Here is a 21,240-nt window from a genome sequence, read left to right as displayed (position 1 = left end):
GCAAAGCTGGCCGGGGCCCCACCCCTGCTCGGCGGGACCCTGCGGCGCGCTGCGCGCGCCTGCCCCGCCTGAGAGGGGCTTCGCCCCTCCCCACCTGCGGTGGGCCCCACCCTCCCGAGCTACCGCACCACCTCGTCGAAGGCGGCGCGCACCTCGGCCGTGACCCGGCGGTACTCGGCCTGGAAGCGGGCGGAGGGGTCCTCGCCGTAGTAGCCGAGCCGGCGCGCCAGCTGGACGAGCCCGCGGCCCTGCGGCAGGTGGTCCACCGTGTAGTCGTGGACGATGCGGAGGCGGAGGTCGAGCCGGCGCAGGAACTCGTAGCCGCTGGCGAGCGCCTGGTGCTCGGCGTCGGCGAGGAGGCCCGCCTCGCGCAGGCGCCGCAGCGCGACCGGGGTCGAGGGCGTCCGCACCGACGGGTGGGCGTGGCCGTGCGCGAGCTGGAGGAACTGGGCGGCGAACTCCACGTCGATGAGGCCGCCGCGGCCGGACTTCGGGTTCGGGCCGCGCTCCGCCTCCTTCCCGATCTCGGCCTCGATCCGCTCGCGCATGCGCCGGATCTCGTGGGCGAGCTGGGCCGGGTCGGCGGGGCGGCTCCACAGCGCCGGCACGAGCACCCGGGCCTGCACCTCCTCGAACAGCGCCGCGTCGCCGGCGACGAAGCGCGCCCGGAGCAGCGCCTGCCGCTCCCAGAGCTGGCTGCGCACCGGCGCCACGCCCTCGCCGCCGACGTGGTACCGGGCGAAGCCAGCCGCGCTGGTGACGAGCGCCCCCTGGTTGCCGGAGGGGCGGAGCCGGGTGTCGATCTTCCACAGGAAGCCCTCGCGCAGGGGCATCTGCAGGAACGACATGAGCCGCTGGGCCAGCCGCGCGTAGTCGCCGTGCGAGGAGTGCGGCGCCGCCTCGTCGCCCGGGGGCGAGCGGTAGAGGAAGACGAGGTCGAGGTCGGAGTGGTAGCCGAGCTCGCGCCCGCCCAGCTTCCCCATGGCGATGACGCACAGGCGGTGCTGCGGCAGCCGCCCCTTCTCGCGCGCCTCCTGCTCGGCGAGCGCGAGGCACCGCTCGAGCGACACCTCGGCCAGGTCGGAGAGCTGGGCCGCCACCCCGGCCAGCGGGAGGGCGCCGGCGATGTCGTGCACCGCGATGCGCAGGACCTCCTCGTTCTTGTAGCGGCGCAGCTCGCCCAGCTGGTCCTCGAGGCTCTGGTCGAGGCCCTCGGCCGGGCGCGCCAGCGGCGCGAGCCGCGCCTCGAGCTCGAGCTGGAAGGCGTCCCGCCCCTTCGCCAGCACCACCGAGTCCTCGCGCAGGAGCGCGTCGAGCAGCTCGGGGTGGCGCAGGAAGCGCTTGGAGAGGAAGTCGGAGGTGCCGAACAGCGACAGGAGCAGCCGCGCCACCCGGTGGTTCTGCGAAAGGAGCCGGAAGTAGGGCTCGGCGTTGGGGAGGGCGGCGGCGAAGTCGGCCAGGAAGCCCAGCGCCTGGTCGGGGTCGGGCGTCGCGAGCGCCTCCTGCAGGAGCGCGACGGCGGCGACCGGATCGCCCGAGTGGGCGAATGGGGTGCGGCGGCGGCCCAGGGCGTCGAGCGCGGCCAGGGCGCGGTCGGGGTCGGAGAGCCCGCGGCGGAGCGCGATCTCGACCCGGCGCTCGTCGGGCACGGTCGGGTCGGCGAGGAGCGAGAGCTCGGGGTCGAGCTTCACCTCCTCCGCGCCGCGCCCGAGCACGTCCGCGAACAGCGCGGCCACCCGCTCGCGGTGCGCCGCCAGCTGCTCCTCGAACCGCTGCAGGCTGGAGTACCCCATCGCCCGCGCCAGCCACGCCCGCTCCTCGGGCGGGGGCAGGGCGTGCGTCTGCCGCCCGTCCTCCATCTGCACCCGGTGCTCGGCGCGGCGCAGGAAGAGGTACGCGTCCGCCAGCGCGTCGCGCTCCCGCGCGGGCACCACCCCGGCGAAGAGCAGCCGGTCGAGGGCGGGCAGCACCGCCCGCTCGCGCAGCTCGCGCGACTTCCCGCCGTGGAGCAGCTGGAGCGCCGAGACGAAGAACTCGACCTCGCGGATCCCGCCCTTGCCGAGCTTGAGGTTGTCGCGCCCCTCGGCGCCGGCGCGCGCGTCGATGCGCGCCTTCATGGCCTGGATCTCGGCCACGATCTCGAGGTCGAGCGAGCGGCGCCAGACGAACGGCTCGAGCCACCGGAGCAGCTCCTCCCCCACCGCCACGTCGCCGGCGGCGGGCCGCGCCTTGACGAGCGCGTTCCGCTCCCACGACCGCCCGAACGACTGGTAGTAGAGCTCGGCGGCGCGGACGCTGTTCACGATGGGGCCGCTGCGGCCGTCCGGCCGCAGGTTCAGGTCGACCCGGAACACGAACCCGTCGTCGGTGGGCTTGGCGAGCGCCTCGGTGACGAGCTCGGCGAGCTTCGCGTAGTGGGCGAAGTGGGTGACGCCCCCCGCGGTGGTGCCGTCCGGGCCGTAGACGTAGATGACGTCCACGTCGGAGGAGAAGTTGAGCTCGCGGGCGCCGAGCTTCCCCATGGCGAGGGCGCAGAAGCCGGCGCCGGGCTCGCGGTCCTCGAGGCCCTCCGGGGCGCCGTGGCGCGCGCGGAGCCGCCGGTCGTGGAACCGGATGGCGGCGTCCAGGCAGGCGGTGGCGAGCGCCGACAGCTCGCCGGTCACCTCGCTCATGCGCGCGCGGCGGAGGTCGCGCAGCGCGATCCGGACCACCTCGCGGGTGCGGACGCGCCGGAGCAGCCGGTGCAGCCCCGGGACGTCGTCCGGGTCGAGCCGGGCCGCGGCGCGCGCCAGCAGGCGCCGGAGCTCGTCCTCGCCGCGCGGGGCGTCGAGCCGGCGTGAGCCGGCCGCGCGCCGGAGCAGGGCGGGCTCGCGCGCGAGCAGGCTCGCCACCATCCGCGACGCCCCGCAGACGAGCACGAGCGCCTCGAGCAGCGCCGGCGCGTCCGGCAGCGCCCCGGCGGCGTCGGCGTAGCGCTCGACGCCGGCCAGCGCCAGGTCCGGGTCGGCGGCGCGCGCGCACAGCGCCGTGAGGCGCTCGAGCGTGGCGGGGGTGGCGCGGGCGGCGAGGCGCGCCAGCCGCTCGCGGGCGGCCGCCTCGGCGCGGAAGGGCGCGGGCTCGACCGGGGGGACGGGCGCGGGGGCGTTCATCCGCCCCATCCTATCAGCGGGCCGGGGGCGGTTCCGCCGCGGCCGGCGGGAGGTGCACCACGATCCCCTCGCCGCCCTCGTCGCGCCGGGCCTCCAGGCCGCCGCCGAGCGAGGAGAGGCGCTCGCGCGCGACCACCAGGAGGACGTCGTCGTGGAGCAGCACGCCGCGCCCCGCGCCGTCGATGCGCAGCTCGAGGGCGCCGTCCCGGGCCGCGGCGGACAGGCGCAGCGCCGCGCCGCCCCGGGCGCCGCCCTCCGAGCACGAGATGAGGACCCCGGCCAGCGCCTGGACCAGCGAGTCGCGCTCGCCGAGGACCCGCAGCCCCGCAGGGACGGCGGCGGCGTCGGCCGCCACGCCGCGCAGCGCGGCCAGCCGCGCCGCGTGCGCGACCAGCTCGGCCAGCTCGAGCGCCTCGCGGGCGCCGCGCCCCTCGCGCGCCAGCGCGCCCAGGTCGAGGACGATGCGGCGCAGGCGCTCGAGCGCGCTCCGGGCATCCCCGGCCACCTCGTCCACCTCGGCCGCGTCGGGTTCGGGGGCGCCCCGGGCGACGCGCTCGAGCCAGCGCAGGTCGGCCGAGAGCGCCGCCAGCGGGTTGTTGAAGGCGTGCGCCACGCCCGCCACCACCCGCCCGAGCAAGGTCATCCGCTCCGCCTGGACCCGGCGCGCCTCGCTGCGGCCCAGCTCCTCGCGCGCCGCCGCCTCGCGCCGCCGCAGGTGGCGGTTGAGCGCCGCGCCCGCGGTGGCGTATGCCGTCCCGAACGCGTTCAGCGCCACGGCCGTGGCGAGCCGCGCCCCGCGCGCCCCCTCCGACCACACGATGGCGATGGCGAGGGTCCCGCCCAGGAGGCCGGTCGACAGCGCCGCCCAGGGCACGTCGGGGACCGCCAGCAGGTACACGATCGGCAGGATGGGGAGCACCACCAGGTACGGCCCCGCGCCGCCCCCGGTCGCGCGCGCCACGGCCGCGAAGCCGGCGGCGGCGACGACGCCACCCACCGTGGCCACCGCGCCCGCGGCCGCGCCGCTGGCCCGGCCGAGCGCGAGCGGGGCGCCGAGGAGCACCGCCATGAGCAGCAGGCGGCCGGCGAGGAGCAGCCCGAGCTCGGGCGGCCCGCGGAGGACGTCCAGGACCAGCAGGACCGCGTTCGTGGCGCCCAGGAGCAGCATGAACCCGCGCCGCTCCGGAGAGGTCGCCTCGGTGGTGTAAGGGGCCACGGGCCGGCGATGCTAGAGGAGTCGGGCGCGCGCCGCGACGGGTCGGGGCGGGCCCCGGGTCGGCCCCCGGCCTGGCGCGCCGCGGTGGGGCCGCGGCGCCCCCACCCGTTCACTCGACGGGGCGATTCGTCGCGGGCCCGTGCTGGCGGCCCGGCCGCGTCACTCCGGCTCGTCCTCGGGAGGGGACCGGCCGGCGCGGGAGAGCCCGTGTTGCCTGATCTTCTTGTGGAGGTTGGTGCGCTCGACCCCCAGCGCCTGCGCGGCCTGGGTGATGTTCCAGTCGTGCTCCTCGAGCTTCTTCAGGATGTAGTCGCGCTCGACCAGGTCCCGGAGCTCCTTGAGCGGCACCTCGCCGTACCGCGAGAGGTCGGCGCCCTCGCCGGGCGGCGGCGCCGGGCGCGCCGCGGCCACCTCCGGGACGTCGGCCGGGGTGACGCGGTCGCCGCTCATGATGGCCATCCGCTCGCACACGTTGCGCAGCTCGCGGACGTTCCCCGGCCACCGGTGGCGCGCCAGGCGCTCGTAGACGGCGGGGTCGATGGGCTTCGGGCGCATGCCGTTCTCGCGCATGGCGAGCTGCAGGAAGCGCTCGGCGAGCGCCGGCACGTCCTCCAGCCGGTCGCGCAGCGGCGGCGCGCGGAGCGGCACGACGTTGAGCCGGAAGAAGAGGTCCTCGCGGAAGGTCCCCTCCCGCACCTCGGCCTCGAGGTCCTTGTTGGTCGCCGCGAGGACGCGCACGTCGACGGTGAAGGCGCGCTCCGAGCCGACCCGCGTCACCTCGCCGGTCTGCAGCGCCCGCAGCACCTTGGCCTGGGCCGAGGCGCTCATGTCCCCGATCTCGTCCAGGAAGAGCGTGCCGCCGTGCGCCACCTCGAACTGGCCGCGGCGCCGGGCGGCGGCGCCGGAGAAGCTGCCCTTCTCGTGCCCGAAGAGCTCGCTCTCGATGAGCTCCGAGGGGATGGCGGCGCAGTTCACCTTGACGAAGGGGCCGGCGGCCCGCTTCGACTGACGGTGGATCTCGTGCGCGATGAGCTCCTTGCCGGTCCCGGACTCCCCCAGGATGAGCACGCGTCCGTTGGTCGGCGCGACCTTGGCGATGTCCTCGCGCAGCCGCCGCAGGGCGGGGCTGTCGCCCAGCATCTCGTCGCCGAAGCGCCGCTCGCGGGCGGAGAGGTCCTTCACCCGCTCCTCGAGCGAGCGGCGCGCCAGCGCGTTCTTCACGCTCACCAGCACCCGGTCGCGGTCCACCGGCTTGGAGAAGAAGTCGAGCGCGCCGCGGCGCATGGCCTCGACGACGTCGGGGGTCTCGGCGTGGCCGCTGATCACGATGACGGGCAGGTCGCGCCACAGCTCGCGCGCCCGCGACAGGAGCGCCAGCCCGTCCATCCCGGGGAGCCGGACGTCGAAGATGCCGAGGTCCACCGGCTCCGCCTCGAGGAGCTGGAGCGCCTCCTCGGCGGTCTCCGCCTCGGCCACCGCGTAGCCCTCGGGCTCGAGGACCATGCGCAGCGTGCGGCGGATGTTCTTCTCGTCGTCGACGACGAGGAGGGTGGGGCGGGCCGGGTCCATCCCCGGAATATACGGGATCTCGCCCGCCGGCTTCAGAACGCGCGCGTCTCCCCGACCTTCATCTCGACCATCTTCGTCTTCACGCCGCGCTGCTGCAGCGCCTGCTGCAGCTCGGCGGGCGTGCCCTTGAGGAGCGGGAAGGTGCCGAAGTGCATGGGCACGAGCTGCTTCGGGTTGACCCAGCTCGCCATGAGCGCGGCGCCGGTGGGGTCCATGGTGAAGTGGCCGCCGATGCAGGCCAGCATGAGGTCGACGGGCGCCCAGCGCTTCGCCGGGTACTGGATGTCGGAGACGGGGGCGGTGTCGCCGGTGTGGTAGATGGTCGGCCCGCCCTTCACGTGGATCATGAAGCCGACCGGGTTCCCGGCGTACTGCGCGGCGCCCTCGTTCCCGGCCTTGAACCCGGAGCTGTGGACCGCCGGGACGAGCGTGACCGACACCTCGTCGGTGAGATCGATCGTCCCGCCCATGTTGCCGGCGGTGGCCGTCGTCGCCTGGTCGGCCGGGTACCCGGCGCCGGCGAGCGCCTGGGCCAGCTCGAAGGCGCCCACGAACTTGGCCTTGGTCTTCTGCGCCAGCGCCACCGCGTCGCCGACGTGGTCCGCGTGACCGTGCGTCACGAGGATGAAGTCGACCTTCTCGGGAGGCGCGACCTTGCCGTCCTTGTTCGACGGGTTCGAGAACCACGGGTCGATGGCGAGCACCGTCCCCTTCGGCGTCTTCACCACGAAGGCGGCGTGGCCGTACCAGGTGACCTGCGTCTTCCCGGCGGGGGCGCCCTGCGCGGCGGCGGCGAGCGGGACGGCGCACATCACGAACAGCGCTGCGAGGGAACGCCTCATGAGTCCTCCAGTGAACGTGGCCGCATGGATGCGCCGCCCTGCGGCGTCCCGCCACGCCCGGTGGGGTCGCCCGCCGCGGGGGCCGGCTACTTCCGGTGGACGGAGAAGGCGCTGAACGCCTGGTCGGTGGGCATCATCTCGACCACGTTGACGTTGAAGTGCGGCGGCCGGGTGACGCACCAGGCGACGGTCTCGGCGACGTCCTCGGCGGTGAGCGGCTGCATCCCCTGGTAGACGGCCTTCGCCTTGCCCTGGTCCTTGAGGCGGACCAGCGAGAACTCGGTGTCGGCCATGCCCGGCTCGAGCACGGTGACGCGCAGCCCGGTGCCGAGCAGGTCGGCCTTCAGGTTCTGCGAGAACTGGTGCACGAAGGCCTTGGTGGCGCCGTAGACGTTGCCGCCGGGGTAGGGGTAGCTCGCGGCGACCGACCCGATGTTGACGACGTGCCCGCGCCGGCGCGCCACCATCCCGGGCAGGAGGGCGCGGGTGCAGGTGACGAGCCCGCGGCAGTTCGTGTCGATCATCGTGTCCCACTCGTCGAGCGAGGCGCGCTGCGCGGGCTCGAGCCCGAGCGCCAGGCCGGCGTTGTTGACGAGCACGTCCACCTCCGCGAAGGGGCCGGGCAGCCCCGCCACGGCGGCCTCGACCGCGCGGCGATCCCGCACGTCGAGGACGACCGCGTGGGCGCGCTCGCCGAGCGCGCGCGCGAGCTCCTGGAGCCGGTCGGCGCGGCGGCCGGTGACGACGACGCGCGCGCCGTCCTTCGCGAAGCGCTCGGCGATGGCGCGGCCGAAGCCGGAGGTGGCGCCGGTGACGAAGGCGACTCTGTCGTGGAGGGGGAGGGCCATGGCCCGCGATCCTAAACGCGCGCGCCGCGGGAGGCCACGGCGAAAGTCAGGGCCCCTCGTCTCCGGCGCCCGCCTTCAGAAGAACAGCAGGAACCCGTTCGCCATGTACACGAGCCCGACCGCCCCGAACGCGAGCCCCATCGCCCACATGAGCGGCTTCTTCATCAGCGCGCCGATCGAGGACAGCATGATGGCGATCTGGAGCAGCATCACCGCCAGGCCGAACGCGGCGCCGTGGCGCTTCAGGCCGTCCTCGCTCCGCTGCACCGCCTCGGCCTGCGCCTTGATCTCGTTCTTCTCGCGGTCGTAGCGGGCGGCGTCGGCGCGGGCGCGCTCGAGGCGCTCGCCGGCGAGGCGCTGGGCCTCGGGGGTGCGCGCCTCGAGGCGCGCCAGCTCGAGGTCGTCCCGGTGGAGCTCGACGGCGTGCTGCTTGATGCTCTTCGACTGGAAGTACGACCAGAGGTTCGCCTCCTGGGTCGTCGAGAGCTGCACGCGGGTCGAGTAGCCGCCGCCCTTGAGCGCGCTGATGGCGGCGCAGACGGCCAGCACGGTGGTGGTGAGCGCCACCCACTGCGTCCAGCGGTCCTTGTGGGCGGGGACCGCGGCCGGGGCCGGGGTCGGGGCGGTCGCGGCGTCGGTCTTGCGGGCGGCTTCAGCCATGGCGTCCTCCTCGGAAGGGCGCGGCTCATAGCACGGCCGGCGGGCCCGCGGGAGGTGCGAGCGCCTGCGACACGGGCGTCAGGTGGACGCGGGCGGGGCGGGGGGCGGGCCGGCCAGCGGGAGGGCGATGGCGAAGGAGGCGCCGCCGCCGGGGTGCGCCCCGGCGGCGATCTCGCCGCCGTGCTGGAGCACGATCTTCTTCACGATGGCGAGCCCGAGGCCGGTGCCCTCGTGACGCGTGGTGAAGTAAGGGTCGAAGATCCGGACGCGCACCTCCTCCGGGATGCCGGGACCCTCGTCCGCCACCGTGAGCACGGCGCGGTCGCGGGTGCGCGCCACGCCGAGGTGCACCCGCGCCCGCTCCGGGCGCGAGGCCTCGACGGCGTTCCGGACCAGGTTCGTGAGCACCCGCCGCATGAGCGCCCGGTCGAGCGCGACCGGGCAGTCGCCGCCGCGCGCCACCAGCAGCTCCGCCTCGGCCGCGAGCTGCGGGCTCGTGCGCACGAACTCCTCCACGAAGGCGCCCAGCTCGGCCGGCTCGGTGCGCACCTCCGGCAGCTTGGCGAAGTCCGAGAACTCCTGCACCAGCCGCTGCAGCGTGCCGACCTCCTCGCGCACGATGTCGCCCGCGTCCGCCAGCAGCCGGGTGAACTTGGGCGTCCGGGCGTCGCTGGCGGCGTATGCGGCCTCGAGCTGCTGGAAGGCGAGCTGGATGGGCGTGAGCGGGTTCTTGATCTCGTGGGCGAGCCGGCGCGCCACCTCCTGCCAGCCGGAGATCTTCTCGAGGTACACCAGGCGATCGCGGCTCTCCCGCACCTCGCGCACCATGCGGTTGAACGCGCGCGCCAGCGAGGCCACCTCGTCGTGCGCCCGGCCCGGGTCGACCTGGACCGAGAGGTCCCCCCGGGCCAGGTCGCTCACCGCCCGCAGCAGCTCCGAGAGGCGGCGGGTGGTGCGCCGCGCCAGCAGCGCCCCGGCGAGCCCGGCCGCCAGGGCCCAGGCCCCGAGCAGCGCGGCGAAGGCGCGCACGTAGCTGCGCTGGATGTCGGCGCGGAGCGCGTCGGCCGAGTGGTACACCTCGCCCAGGTCGCGCGCCTCCGACAGGTCGGCGAAGAAGCGCGCCTCGACCGCGAAGGTGCACTCGAGCGTCGCCCCCGGGGGCAGGCGCAGCCGCTCCGGGTCGGGCACCGCCACCCGGGCCGGCGCGGGGCGCCACTCGCCGTCGGGGTTGGGCCCGGTCGCCTCCGCCTCGGCGAGCACCGCGCCGCTCGCGTCGAGCACCGCGGCGCGCCGGAGGCGCGGGGTGCGCGCCACCGCGGCGGCGAGGTACGCGCGGAGCCGCGCCGGGTCGCCGGGCAGCCGCCGCAGCACCTCGCGCGCCTGCTCGGCGTAGAGCTGCTTGCGCGCCTGGAAGAGGTCGCCGTACAGGGCCGGCGTCGCCTCGAGCCGCGCCACCACCCGGGGGTTGAGCGCCAGCGCGAGGTTCTCGGCGGTCAGGGTGCGGGCGAGCCAGAGCGCGGCGCCGAGCGGCACCAGCGCCGCCAGCACCAGCGCGGCGGCGATCTTGAGCTCGAAGCGCGACGGGCGCAGGCGGGCGAGCCTCACCGCGGCCTCACGTCCTGCGCGGTGAAGGGTGCCGAGCGGAAGAGGTGGACGTCGGAGCCGGGATCGGCCCCGCGCAGCAGGTAGCTCGCCATGGCGCCGAGGACGCTGCGCGACGGGGCCCCGCTGCGCCCGGCGGCGGCCGGGTTGGCGATGAACTCGCGGGTCCGGTCGAGCAGCTCCTTCGACACGGGGTTGAGCTCGAGGCGCGTCTGCACCACCCATCTCCCGGCGCCGAGCTCGGCGGCGGGGCCCAGGTCGAGCCCGCGCGCCTCGCGCAGGAAGGCGCGGAGGTCCTCCCAGCGCTGGAAGGTCCGCGTCCGTCCCTGCGGCGCGGAGGGGTCCCTCACGGTGGCGGTCCAGCGCTCCTCCCAGACGTCGTAGAGCACGTCGACGGTGCGCCCGAAGAGCGCAGCCGGATCGCCGCCCGGCTCGGGCAGGAGCGCCGCGTGCAGCGCGATGACGTTGGTGAGACCGCTCGAGAGCCGCTTGCGGAGGTCCGGTGGGTAGGCGGCCCCGAGGTCGACGGTGGCGACCAGCCGCCCCCCCTCCGCGGCGAGCGCGGTCGGCAGCGAGCGCGGCGCGTCGTGGGCGCCGGCCGCGGCGGCGGCGAGGGCGGCGAGGAGCGCGAGCGAGGGGCGGGCGAGCTTCACAGGAAGTTGTCGAGCGCGTAGCCGAGCGAGACGTTGAAGCTGCCGACCGGGGTGTCGAGCCGGAGCGCCACGTCGCCCGAGAACGGGGTGCTCGAGGCGCGCGTGCGCCCCGCCCGCGCCCGCGCCGCGGTGTAGACCCAGCGGCCGCCCAGGGCCAGGTAGCCCCGGTGGAAGAAGGCGCCGTCCCCCCACAGCGGCACGCCGTACTCGGCGCCGGCGAGGGCGAGGTAGGCGTCGTAGCGCGCGTCGGTGGAGAAGTTGAGCTCGAGCGCCCGCCCGAGGGCCGGGCCGATGGAGAAGTAGGCGAAGTCGGCGGCGTAGAAGCGGTCGAAGAAGGGCGCGTCGCCCTGCACCGCGCCGGCGGCGGCGAGGAGGCGCAGCCCGTGCCCGCGCGGCAGCGCGTGGTCGCTCTCGAGCTGGATGAGGTAGCGGCTGTACTCGTAGTCGCCGCCGAGGGCCTCGGTCCCGAGGACGATGTTCACCGCCAGGCGCGAGCCGTCGGTGGGGAAGAAGAGGTCGTTGCGCGTGTCGCGGTCGTAGGTGGCGGTGAGGGCCGAGACCCAGGACCGGCCCGGGTGGGCGAGCGCGGCGGCGGTGTACGGGGCGAGGCTGATGGGGTCGCCGCCCGCGCCCGACAGCCGCGAGGACCCGACGCGCTCCACCCGGTAACCCGCCAGCAGCCGCTCGAACGGGCCGGGCCGCAGGCCGAAGGTGAGCTCGCCGCCGAGCCGGTCGTAGCGCAGCCGCGGCGCGGACCCGTAACGCCCCTGGTAGGCGCTGCACTCGGGATCGCCGCAGGCGAGCTCCTCGCCGTGCAGCGCGAGCGCCGAGACCCCGAACACGAGCGGCAGCCCGCCGAGGTCGAGATCGGGGTCGAAGAACGACCCGCGGAGCGCGAAGCGGGCCGGCGCGAGCGGCTGATCGGCGGGGGTCCCGCCGTAGACGAAGGCGCCGCCCAGCGCGAGCCCCAGCCCGAGGAAGTTGCCCTGCGACACGCCCAGGCCGCCGTAGAGCGGCTGGGGCCCGGTCGAGCCGAGCACGAAGTCCGTGATCATGAGCGTGTTGCGCTCGGTGAAGTCGAAGACCAGCGTCACCAGCCCGCGCTCGCGGCCCCGCTCGACGCGCGTCTCGACGCGCGAGAACCACCCGAGCTGGAGGAGCCGCAGCCGCGACAGCAGCACCGCCTGGTCGTCGAGGAGCTCGCCCTCGGCGATCGAGAGGTGGCGCCGGACCTCGGAGGGGCGGGTGCGGGTGAGGCCCTCGAACCGGATCTGCTCGACCACGTACCGGCGGGACGCGAGCGGGCCCGCGGGGGCGGCCCCCTCTCCCTGGCCCTCTTCCCCGGAGAGGGGAGGGGGACGGGGGGCGCTGGCCGGCGCGGTGGGGGAGACGGGCGCGGGGCCAGGGGCGGCGGCCGGCGGCGGGGCGACGCCCTCCGCGGCGGCGGCGAGCGAGAGGGCCAGCACGGCGAGCGCGGCGGAGGGCACCACCGGGGATTGTACGCGAGCGGCGCGGCGGGGAAAGGAAAGGCTACCGCGGCTCGAGGCGCCGCCGGAGGTCCCAGTACGGCCGGTGCAGCTCGAGGTCGAGGGGGTCGCTGCGCAGGGCGGCCTCGTACTCGGCCAGCGCCGCGGCGACGTTCCCGAGCTTCTCCGCCACCCGGGCCCGGGCCAGGTGCCGCTGCGCCTCGTCCGCCCGGCGCGGGTCCTCCGAGAGCATCGCCTGGCGCCGCGCCTCCAGCACCGGCGGGGGGGTGCCGGCCGTCACGCAGTGCGCCACCCCGTGGAAGTTGCCGCGCCGGGCGTCCAGCATGAGCCGCTCGCCCGGCGAGCCGAGGAGCGCCGCGGCGGCGTCGACCTGGGCGAGGAGGATCGGGACGCGGGTGGCCCGCGTGCCCGAGGTCAGGTTCTGCTGCAGCGCCTCGAGCTGGCGCCGCACGGCGCGGGCGCGCTCGCGGATCTCCGGGAAGCCGTCCTCGGGGCGCGCGCCGAGGAGCTCGTACGGCCCGCCGGCGGCGCGCTTCGCGATGGCGTCGAGGGCGAGGGGGGCGGGCACCTCGGTCGGCTGCGGCGTCAGCGCGGGGCGCGAGGCGAGCTGCGCCGCCAGGGCGTCGACCGCGGCCTGGGCGTCGCCGGGGAGGGCGCCGAGCTGGAGCGCGAACCCGGGCTGCATCTGCCACCTCGCGGCCTCGGCGGCCGACACGTGGCGCACCACCTCGCCCTCGACCCGCACCGGGCGGCCCCCGGCGGCCGGGACGTCCACGGCCAGCCGGGAGAAGAGCGGCGGCAGCGTGCCTTCCTCGGGGAAGAACAACCCCCCGCGCGCCGCCTCGGAGGGGCGCAGCCGGCGGTGGTAGCCGCCGGGGCCGGCGACGTCCAGCTGGGGCGCGAGGGCCCGAGCCGCGGGCGCTCCGGGTGGGCGCGCCGCGGCGCGCTCGGGGCCGCGGCGCACCTCCTCCAGCGCGGCCGCGAACGCCGCCATGTCCTGGAACCGGTCGGCGGGGTCCTTCTGGAGCGCCTTCAGGATGACGGCCTCGAGCGCCGGCGAGATGGTCGGGTCCACCTCGCGCGGAGGCCTCGGCAGCTGCCGGAGCTGCGCGAGCAAGATGTGGGGGATGCCTTGGCCCGTGAAGGGCAGCCGCCCGGTGGCCGCCTCGTAGGCCATCATGCCCAGCGCGTACACGTCGGTGCGCCGGTCGATGCGCCCGTTCTCGCACTGCTCGGGGGCCATGTACTCGGGCGTGCCCACGATGACGCCGGCCGCGGTCCGGGCGCCGGTCTGGCGGTCGGCCAGCTTGGCGATGCCGAAGTCCATCAGCTTCACGAAGTGCGCGCGCCCGCGGCGGCGGACGAGGAACACGTTCTCGGGCTTGAGGTCGCGGTGGACCACCCCGCGGTCGTGGGCGGCCCGGAGCGCGTCGGCCAGCTGCAGGAGGACGTCGAGCGAGATGGCCGGATCGACGCGGCTCGCCCGGAGGAGCGCCGAGAAGGGCGCACCATCCAGGTACTCCATGATGATGTAGTAGCGGGAGGGCGGCAGCAGCGCGAGATCGAAGATGGCGACGATGTTCTCGTGCCCGATGAGGTTCACGGCGCGCGCCTCGTCGTAGAACCGCCCCACCAGCTCGGGGTTGGCGCACATCGACTCGTGCAGGAACTTGATGGCCACCTTGCTGCCGATGACCGGGTGCTCGGCGAGGTACACGGTCCCCATGCCCCCGCGGCCGAGCAGGCGCTGGACCCGGAAGCTCCCGACCATCGTGCCGAGGAGCGGATCGGGTACGACCGGCAGGGGCTCGTCGAGCCCGAGCGTATGCGCGACGGGTCGCGCGGCCGAGGGGCACGCCGCCCGGGGGTGGTCGCCCCCGCAGAGCGCGCAAGGCGGTCCGTCGTCGGCCTGGGTCGGAACCACGCGATCTTCCCCCGCACTTCGCGATCTCCAAGCTTAGCAGAATTCGCCCCGGGCCAACCCGGAGCGCGCCGGCGCGCGCGCCCTCCTTAGTCCCTTGACGCTCCAGAGCGCGGCTGCTTCAACCATGAGAAAGCCATGGCAGAACTCAAGAACATGACGGTGCAGGCCCTCCGGGACCTGGCCCGCAAGGCGCTCGGCCGCGGGCACTCGAAGCTCAAGACGAAGAGCGAGCTCATCGAGGCGCTGCAGGCCGCGGAGAAGAGGGTCGCGGGCGCCGCCGGGAGGGCTGCCGGGAAGCTCAAGGAGGCGACGAGCCGGGCCGTGCGCGCGACCAGCCGGGCGGTCGAGGCGGTGCGCGAGCCGAAGCGCGCCCCCGCCCGGGCCAAGGCCGCCTCGCGCAAGCCGCCGGCGGAGCGCGCGCGCGAGCGGCCCACCCGGCGGCCGCCTGCGCCGGCGGCCGCGCGCACCCCGGAGCCCGATCCCGAGGGGTTCATGGTGGCGCGGGTCGCGGGGGAGGACGCGGCCCACGGCGCCCCGCACCCGCTCACCGAGCGCACGCTCGAGCAGGAGCCGCCAGCGCGGGCGCCGAGGGCCGCCGGCGCGCGGCGCGCCGCCGCCGCGCCCTACCGCGAGGACCTGGGCGAGCTGCCGGGCGGCTACGGGGACGACGCGCTCATCGCGCTGCCGCGCGACCCGAAGACGCTGTTCCTCTACTGGGACCACGCCCAGGACACGCTCCGCGCCGCCTGGGAGGGGCTCGACGGCGGACGGCCCCAGCTCTGGCTCTTCGCGCGCGAGCCGGAGGGCGGGTGGACGCGGGTGCGGGTGGTCGACTTCGCGCTCGAGTCGCGCAGCTACTACCTCCACGACCTCGAGCCCGGGCGCGTCTACCGGGCCGAGATCCACCTCGTCGACCGGCAGGGCCGGGACCGGCTCGTCCCGCGCGCCTCGAACGAGATGATGCTGCCGACGGTCGGCCCCTCGCCCATCATCGACGACCGGTTCATGCGCATCCTGTGGAGCGAGCCCCTGCAGCGGCCGCTCCGCGAGCCGCGCGCGGGGGGGCCGTTCCCGGAGGACGTCCGCCAGCAGCTGGGGCGGCTGTCGGACTGGTCGCGGTTCGCCGGCCGCGTCTGGGGCGGGAGCGCGGGCGGCATGGGCGGGCGGCCCTTCTCGCCCGCCTCCTCGCCGTCCGCGCCGCCCTCGTCACCGGCTTCGCCGTGGGGGAACGGCGGCGGGGAGGGCCCCTAGATGGCCCACGACGTCCTCGGCTACCTCTCGCTCCACCTGCACGCCCACCTCCCCTTCGTACGTCACCCGGAGTATGAGGACTTCCTGGAGGAGGACTGGCTGTACGAGGCGATCACCGAGACCTACCTCCCGCTCCTGCGCGTCTTCGACCGCGCCACGGACGAGGGGATCCCCTTCCGCGTCTCGCTCACCATGTCGCCGCCGCTCGTCGCCATGCTGCGCGACGAACTGCTCATGACGCGCTACGCGCGGCGGATGGAGAAGCTGTGCGAGCTCGCCGACAAGGAGGTCCACCGCACCCGCGGCGACCCGACCTTCCACCCGCTCGCGCTCCACTACCAGCGCGAGTTCCGCGAGCTCTCGGGGATGTTCCAGGAGCGCTACCACCGGGACCTGGTGGGCGCCTTCCGCCGGCTGGAGGACGCCGGCCGGCTCGAGCTCTGCACCTGCGGCGCGACCCACGGCTTCCTGCCGCTGATGCAGATGTACCCGGAGGCGGTGCGGGCCCAGCTCGCGGTGGCGGTGGCGCACCACCGCCGCCACTTCGGGCGCGATCCGGCCGGGATCTGGCTCCCGGAGTGCGGCTACTACCCCGGCCTCGACCGGCTGCTGGCGGAGCAGAACATCCGCTTCTTCTTCGTCGACACCCACGGCGTCACCGACGCCACCCCGCGACCGCGCTACGGCGTCTACGCGCCCATCTACACGCCGTCCGGCCCGGCCGCGTTCGCGCGCGACCCGGAGTCGTCGATGCAGGTGTGGAGCGCCGAGTCGGGCTACCCGGGCGACCCCGACTACCGCGAGTTCTACCGCGACGTCGGCTGGGACCTCGACTTCGACTACGTGAAGGAGTACGTGCAGCCGACCGGGCAGCGGAAGAACGTCGGCATCAAGTACTTCCGCATCACCGGCAAGACTGCGCACAAGCAGCCCTACGACCCGGCGCGGGCGCGCGAACGGGCGGCGGTGCACGCCGGCAACTTCACCTTCAACCGCGAGCGGCAGATCGAGCACCTCTCCTCGCGGATGGGCGGCACCCGCCCCATCGTCGTGTCGCCGTACGACGCGGAGCTGTACGGGCACTGGTGGCACGAGGGCCCCACCTTCATCGACTTCCTCATCCGCAAGGTCGCCTTCGACCAGCGCACCTTCCGGCTCGCCACGCCCGGCGAGTACCTGCGCGAGAACCCGGAGCAGCAGGTGGCGACGCCGCCGCTCTGCTCGTGGGGCGCGGGCGGCTACGCCGGGGTGTGGCTCGACGGCTCGAACGACTGGATCTACCGCCACCTGCACAAGGCCGCGGAGCGCATGATCGCGCTCGCCCGCGACTACCCGGAGGCGGAGGGGCTCACCCGGCGCGCGCTCGACCAGGCCGCCCGGGAGCTCCTGCTGGCGCAGTCGTCCGACTGGGCCTTCATCATGAAGACCGGGACCATGGTGGAGTACGCCATCCGCCGCACCAAGGAGCACCTGCTGCGGTTCAACCGGCTGCACGACCAGGTCCGCTCCGGGCAGCTCGACGCGAGCTGGCTCGGGTACGTGGAGGGGAAGGACAACATCTTCCCGGAGATCGACTACCGGGTGTACCGGGCTCCGTGAGGGGTAGGCCGTCGTTGACCGCCCCCCGGGCGCGGGCTACGTTCCCCGTCCCCGAATTTCCTCCGGTTCTGCCGGGGGCCGAGGCCCGAGACCATGGCAGAGGAGCTGGGTTCCACCGAGCGCGAGATCGTCGCGCAGCGCGTCCGCAAGGCCGAGGAGCTGAAGAAGCTCGGCGTCAACCCCTTCGGGAACGGCCACGCGCCGGCCCACCTGGCGGAGGACGTCCTCCGGCGCTACGGCGACCAGCCGGCGGAGGAGATCGCGAAGGACCCCGGCAGCTGGTCCGTCGCCGGCCGCGTGCTGGCGGTCCGCAGCTTCGGCAAGGCGGCCTTCCTGCGCCTGCGCGACCGCTCGGGAGAGCTGCAGGTCTGGGTGAAGAAGGACAAGGTCGGCGACCAGGGCTTCGAGGTCTTCAAGCTGCTCGACGTGGGCGACCTCGTCGCGGCGGAGGGGCCGGCCACCCGCACCAAGACCGGCGAGCTCACGGTCGAGGCGCACCGCTTCACCATCCTCACCAAGGCGGTCCGCCCGCTGCCCGAGAAGTGGCACGGCCTCTCCGACGTGGAGGAGCGCTACCGCCGCCGCTACGTCGACTTGGTCGCCACGCCCGGCGTGCGCGAGACCTTCGTGAAGCGCGCCCGCATCGTCTCGACCATCCGCCGCTTCCTCGACGAGCGCGGCTACCTCGAGGTCGAGACGCCCACCCTCCACAAGCCGGAGGAGGCGGGCGGCGCGGCGGCGCGGCCGTTCGAGACGCACCACAACGCGCTCGACCTCGACCTCAAGCTCCGCATCGCGACCGAGCTGCACCTCAAGCGCCTGGTGGTGGGCGGCCTGGAGCGCGTCTACGAGATCGGGCGCATCTGGCGCAACGAGGGCATCGACCGCCGCCACAACCCCGAGTTCACGTCGATCGAGTTCTACCAGGCGTACGCCACGCACCTCGACCTCATGCGCCTCACCGAGGAGCTCTTCCACCGGCTGGCGGTGGAGGTGACCGGCGGGCCGATCATCTCGTTCCAGGGGCAGCGCATCGACCTCACCCCGCCGTACCCGCGCGTCTCGATGCTGGAGGAGGGCGCGCGCGCGCTGGGGCTGTCGCCGGACGACGCGCTGGCCGGCCGCGGCCTCGCCGAGGCGGTGGCGCGCGCCGCCAGCCGCGAGAACGACTCCGAGGGCGCCTGGAAGCTCGAGCAGGCCGCGCGCCGCTCGCCGGGCGAGATCCTCGCCATCGCCTTCGAGGTCTTCGCCGAGCGCGAGCTGCCGAGGGACCGCCCGGCCTTCGTGGTGGACTTCCCGCTCGAGACGAGCCCGCTCTCGCGGCGCCGCGACGCCGACCCGCGCCTGGTGGACCGGTTCGAGCTGTTCGTGGGCGGGATGGAGCTCGCCAACGCCTTCAGCGAGCTCAACGACCCCATGGACCAGCGCGCCCGCTTCGAGGCGCAGATGAAGGCCAAGGCCGCCGGGGACGAGGAGGCGATGCCGTACGACGAGGACTTCGTGCGCGCCCTCGAGCACGGCATGCCGCCCACCGCCGGCGAGGGCATCGGCATCGACCGCCTGGCCATGCTCCTCACCGACTCGGCCTCCATCCGCGACGTCATCCTCTTCCCCCTCCTCAAGAGCCGCGACTAGGGGCGGGCGCCCGTGACCGCCTCGCCCCGCCCCAGCCCCGAGCCGCCCGAGGCCCCGCCCGCCCCGGCGGCGCGCCCGCCGGTGCGCCTGGCGCGCGCCTTCTCCGCCCCGACCTTCGGCCTCGCGGCCGCCGGCGTCCTGCTGGCGCCGCTGGTGGCGGCGGTGGCGGACGTGGCGCTCTCCGACCGCCTCGGGCTCGCCACCGGCCTCGCGGCCGGGCTCGCCATCCTGGCCGGCGCGGTGGTGGCGGTTGGGTTCGGGCTGGCGGCGGCCGCTGCGGGGCGGCGCATCGGGTTCTACGAGATCGGGGCGGCGGTGCTGGTCCTGCTCGCGCTCTTCTTCGGGCCGGTCCTCCTGGCGGTGCCGCGGCTGCGCGCGACCGGGCTCGTGCTCTCGGCCTGGGAGGCGCAGGGCACGCTGGTGGTGGTGCTGGGGCTGCTCCTGTCGGCGCTCCTCTCCGGCGCCGCGACCTTCGTGGGCGCGTCGCTCGGCTTCCTCCTCTTCGGCTCCGGGCGGCTCGACGCGTCGATGTCCTACGAGCTGTTCGTGGCGAAGAGCCACCTGCGGCTCTCGCCGCGCACGCTGCTCGCGGGGTTCCTGCTGGTGGTGACCGGGGTCGTCCCCGGGCTCCTCGTGCTGCTGGTGCGCGCGGCCCGGCGCGCGGCCCGCGAGCGGCGCGCGGCGCGGAGCGGGGAGCTGGTGTGGCGGCCGCGCATGCCGGCCACGCTGCTCATGACCCTCATCTCGATCGGCGGCGTCGCCATCGGCGTGTGGGCGCTCACGGTGGTGCTGTCGGTGATGAGCGGGTTCGAGGCCGACCTCAAGGGCAAGATCCTGGGCACCCGCAGCCACGGCATGCTCACGAAGTACGGCAACGGCGACTTCACCGAGTGGCGGCAGGTCCGGGAGCAGGTGCTGGCGGTGACCGGCGTCACCGGCGCCACCCCGTTCATCTACAGCGAGGTCATGGTCTCGGCCGGCCAGAACCTGTCCGGCACCCTGCTCGAGGGCATCGACCCGCGCACGGTCGGCACCGTGCTCGAGCTCCCGCGCACCGTGGACGACGGGAAGCTCGACTGGCTCCTCCACCCGGAGCAGATCCCGCCGGCGCCCGAGTACCGCTCGAACCCCGAGGCGTTCTTCAAGGACGCGCCCCCGGGGAAGGAGCCGAAGGCGCCGCCGCCCAAGGCCGCCCCGCCGGAGGCGCCGCAGGGGGCCGGGCCGGCGGCGAGGCCGCTCCCCGGGATCGTGCTGGGCCGCGAGCTGGCGCGGGGGCTGCGCGTCTACGTGGGCGACGTGGTGAACGTGATCTCGCCGCTCGGCGACCTGGGGCCCTCCGGGCCGCAGCCGAAGAGCCGGCCGTTCAAGGTGGCGGCCATCTTCTACAGCGGGATGTACGAGTACGACTCCAAGTTCGCCTACGTCGACCTGGCCGAGGCGCAGCGGTTCTTCGGGCTGGGGGACTCGGTGCACGGGTTCGAGCTCAAGGTGCGCGACGTCGACGAGGCGCGCCCCATCCTGCGCCGGGTGCTGGCGGCGCTGGAGGGGTACCCCTACCGCGTCCGCGACTGGGGCGAGCTCAACCGCAACCTCTTCTCCGCGCTCATGATGGAGAAGGTGGTGATGGCGGTGATCCTGGGCTTCATCGTGCTGGTCGCCACCTTCACCATCGTCGCCACCCTCATCATGCAGGTGCTCGACAAGCGCCGCGAGATCGCGGTGCTGAAGTCGATGGGCGCGGGGCGGCCGAGCGTGATGAAGGTCTTCGTGGCCGAGGGGCTCGTCATCGGCGCCGTCGGCACCGGCTTCGGCCTCCTGCTCGGCCTCGGGACCTGCCTCCTCATCGACAAGGTCGGCATCCCGCTCGACCCGGAGGTCTACTACATCTCGAACCTGCCGGTGCGCATGAACCCGGTCGAGTTCCTGCTGGTGGCCCTGCTGGCGCTGGCGCTCTCGTACCTCGCCACCATCTACCCCGCCTCCAAGGCCTCGCGCCTCGAGCCGGTGGAAGGGCTGAGGGCCGAGTGATGCCGATGCTGGAGGTGCGCGGGCTGGTCAAGACCTACCTCATGGCGCCGGAGCACGCCGGCCGGCCGCCGCGGCGGGTCGAGGTCCTGCGGGGCGTGGACCTCGACATCCTGCCGGGCGAGATGGTGGCGCTCACCGGGCCGTCGGGCTCGGGCAAGAGCACCTTCCTCAACGTGCTCGGCGCGCTCGACGTGCCGACCGCGGGGGAGGTGCGCTTCGAGGGCGAGGCGATCTTCGGCCGCGACGAGGCCGGCCTGGCGGCGTTCCGGAACGAGGCGGTCGGCTTCATCTTCCAGAGCCACCACCTCCTGCCCGAGTTCACCGCCCTCGAGAACGCCACCATGCCGGCGCTCATCCGCCGGGCGCCGCGCGCGGAGGCGCGCCGGGCGGCGCTGGAGATGCTCGACCTGGTCGGCCTCGGCGACCGCACCGACCACCGGCCGGGGGAGCTCTCCGGCGGGGAGCAGCAGCGGGTGGCGCTGGCGCGCGCGCTCTGCCTGAAGCCGCGGCTCCTCCTGGCCGACGAGCCGACCGGGAACCTCGACCCGGCCACCGCCGAGGGCATCCACCGGCTGCTGGCCGACCTGAACGCGCGGCTCGGCATCACCATGGTGATCGTGACCCACAACGAGCAGCTGGCCGACGCTCTGCCGCGGCGGCTGCGCCTGTCGGCGGGCCGGATCGTGCAGGGGCCGGCCGCGGCGCCGGCCGTGTAGGTCCCCCGGGGCCGCATCGTCCTTGCTGCCTGTCGGCCCTCTGAAATACATTGCGCCCCCT

The 21,240-nt window shown here is 75.0% G+C and carries 15 protein-coding genes; 5 read left to right on the top strand and 10 right to left on the bottom strand.

Annotation, left to right across the window (positions count from 1 at the left end; genetic code table 11):
• Positions 1-119: 119 nt before the first annotated feature.
• From glnE to HWY08_RS17490, 10 genes are all read right to left on the bottom strand, one after another.
• Positions 120-3,149 carry a bifunctional [glutamate--ammonia ligase]-adenylyl-L-tyrosine phosphorylase/[glutamate--ammonia-ligase] adenylyltransferase gene (gene glnE, locus HWY08_RS17535; RefSeq protein WP_235969690.1) on the bottom strand — a complete coding sequence of 1,010 codons (3,030 nt, stop codon included), beginning with the start codon at positions 3,147-3,149 and terminating at the stop codon, positions 120-122.
• A gap of 13 nt (positions 3,150-3,162) precedes the next feature.
• Entirely contained in the window at positions 3,163-4,365 is a 1,203-nt protein-coding gene (locus tag HWY08_RS17530; protein WP_176067625.1) for a sensor histidine kinase, read from the bottom strand.
• 159 nt (positions 4,366-4,524) lie between these two features.
• Positions 4,525-5,934, bottom strand: a complete 1,410-nt coding sequence (locus HWY08_RS17525) for a sigma-54-dependent transcriptional regulator (protein ID WP_176067623.1) — start codon at positions 5,932-5,934, stop codon at positions 4,525-4,527.
• A gap of 32 nt (positions 5,935-5,966) precedes the next feature.
• Positions 5,967-6,776, bottom strand: a complete 810-nt coding sequence (locus HWY08_RS17520) for a metal-dependent hydrolase (RefSeq protein ID WP_176067621.1) — start codon at positions 6,774-6,776, stop codon at positions 5,967-5,969.
• Positions 6,777-6,862: 86 nt separating this feature from the next.
• Entirely contained in the window at positions 6,863-7,624 is a 762-nt protein-coding gene (locus HWY08_RS17515) for an SDR family NAD(P)-dependent oxidoreductase (protein ID WP_176067619.1), read from the bottom strand.
• Positions 7,625-7,699: 75 nt separating this feature from the next.
• The gene (locus HWY08_RS17510) at positions 7,700-8,284 is read right to left on the bottom strand and encodes a DUF4337 domain-containing protein (protein WP_176067617.1); all 585 of its coding nucleotides are present in this window, start codon (positions 8,282-8,284) and stop codon (positions 7,700-7,702) included.
• 78 nt (positions 8,285-8,362) lie between these two features.
• Positions 8,363-9,889 carry a sensor histidine kinase gene (locus HWY08_RS17505; protein WP_176067615.1) on the bottom strand — a complete coding sequence of 509 codons (1,527 nt, stop codon included), beginning with the start codon at positions 9,887-9,889 and terminating at the stop codon, positions 8,363-8,365.
• On the bottom strand, positions 9,886-10,539 hold the full coding sequence (locus tag HWY08_RS17500) for a hypothetical protein (protein WP_176067613.1): 654 nt from the start codon (positions 10,537-10,539) through the stop codon (positions 9,886-9,888). Before HWY08_RS17500 ends, HWY08_RS17505 begins: the two co-directional genes overlap by 4 nt.
• Positions 10,536-12,026 carry a BamA/TamA family outer membrane protein gene (locus tag HWY08_RS17495; RefSeq protein WP_176067611.1) on the bottom strand — a complete coding sequence of 497 codons (1,491 nt, stop codon included), beginning with the start codon at positions 12,024-12,026 and terminating at the stop codon, positions 10,536-10,538. The genes HWY08_RS17500 and HWY08_RS17495 overlap by 4 nt, the downstream gene beginning before the upstream one ends.
• Positions 12,027-12,069: 43 nt before the next feature.
• Positions 12,070-13,797, bottom strand: coding sequence for a serine/threonine-protein kinase (locus tag HWY08_RS17490; RefSeq protein WP_176067609.1), 1,728 nt, complete (start codon positions 13,795-13,797; stop codon positions 12,070-12,072).
• Positions 13,798-14,085: 288 nt separating this feature from the next.
• On the opposite strand from HWY08_RS17490, the gene HWY08_RS17485 reads away from it, so the two are divergent.
• The 5 genes from HWY08_RS17485 to HWY08_RS17465 all read left to right on the top strand — a co-directional run bounded on the left by HWY08_RS17485 (position 14,086) and on the right by HWY08_RS17465 (position 21,179).
• Positions 14,086-15,201: a DUF4912 domain-containing protein gene (locus HWY08_RS17485; RefSeq protein ID WP_176067607.1), complete on the top strand. Its 1,116-nt coding sequence runs from the start codon at positions 14,086-14,088 to the stop codon at positions 15,199-15,201.
• The gene (locus HWY08_RS17480; RefSeq protein ID WP_176067605.1) at positions 15,202-16,800 is read left to right on the top strand and encodes a glycoside hydrolase family 57 protein; all 1,599 of its coding nucleotides are present in this window, start codon (positions 15,202-15,204) and stop codon (positions 16,798-16,800) included. It begins immediately after the preceding gene.
• A gap of 93 nt (positions 16,801-16,893) precedes the next feature.
• On the top strand, positions 16,894-18,435 hold the full coding sequence (gene lysS / locus HWY08_RS17475) for a lysine--tRNA ligase (protein WP_176067603.1): 1,542 nt from the start codon (positions 16,894-16,896) through the stop codon (positions 18,433-18,435).
• Positions 18,436-18,447: 12 nt separating this feature from the next.
• Positions 18,448-20,463 carry an FtsX-like permease family protein gene (locus tag HWY08_RS17470; RefSeq protein ID WP_176067601.1) on the top strand — a complete coding sequence of 672 codons (2,016 nt, stop codon included), beginning with the start codon at positions 18,448-18,450 and terminating at the stop codon, positions 20,461-20,463.
• Positions 20,463-21,179, top strand: coding sequence for an ABC transporter ATP-binding protein (locus HWY08_RS17465; protein WP_176067599.1), 717 nt, complete (start codon positions 20,463-20,465; stop codon positions 21,177-21,179). Before HWY08_RS17470 ends, HWY08_RS17465 begins: the two co-directional genes overlap by 1 nt.
• Positions 21,180-21,240 lie beyond the last annotated feature (61 nt).

The sequence above is a fragment of the Anaeromyxobacter diazotrophicus genome (genome assembly GCF_013340205.1).
GTDB classification, from domain to species: domain Bacteria; phylum Myxococcota; class Myxococcia; order Myxococcales; family Anaeromyxobacteraceae; genus Anaeromyxobacter_A; species Anaeromyxobacter_A diazotrophicus.
Note: the sequence above shows the minus strand (reverse complement) of the source record. Positions and strands in the feature narration are given on the sequence as shown.

What these genes read in the sequence shown, in the direction of transcription:
- glnE (WP_235969690.1), bottom strand. Translation starts at nt 3,149, where the DNA reads ATGAACGCCCCCGCGCCCGTCCCCCCGGTCGAGCCCGCGCCCTTCCGC.
- HWY08_RS17525 (WP_176067623.1), bottom strand. Translation starts at nt 5,934, where the DNA reads ATGGACCCGGCCCGCCCCACCCTCCTCGTCGTCGACGACGAGAAGAAC.
- HWY08_RS17520 (WP_176067621.1), bottom strand. Translation starts at nt 6,776, where the DNA reads ATGAGGCGTTCCCTCGCAGCGCTGTTCGTGATGTGCGCCGTCCCGCTC.
- HWY08_RS17515 (WP_176067619.1), bottom strand. Translation starts at nt 7,624, where the DNA reads ATGGCCCTCCCCCTCCACGACAGAGTCGCCTTCGTCACCGGCGCCACC.
- HWY08_RS17510 (WP_176067617.1), bottom strand. Translation starts at nt 8,284, where the DNA reads ATGGCTGAAGCCGCCCGCAAGACCGACGCCGCGACCGCCCCGACCCCG.
- HWY08_RS17490 (WP_176067609.1), bottom strand. Translation starts at nt 13,797, where the DNA reads ATGGTCGGGAGCTTCCGGGTCCAGCGCCTGCTCGGCCGCGGGGGCATG.
- HWY08_RS17485 (WP_176067607.1), top strand. Translation starts at nt 14,086, where the DNA reads ATGGCAGAACTCAAGAACATGACGGTGCAGGCCCTCCGGGACCTGGCC.
- HWY08_RS17480 (WP_176067605.1), top strand. Translation starts at nt 15,202, where the DNA reads ATGGCCCACGACGTCCTCGGCTACCTCTCGCTCCACCTGCACGCCCAC.
- lysS (WP_176067603.1), top strand. Translation starts at nt 16,894, where the DNA reads ATGGCAGAGGAGCTGGGTTCCACCGAGCGCGAGATCGTCGCGCAGCGC.
- HWY08_RS17465 (WP_176067599.1), top strand. Translation starts at nt 20,463, where the DNA reads ATGCCGATGCTGGAGGTGCGCGGGCTGGTCAAGACCTACCTCATGGCG.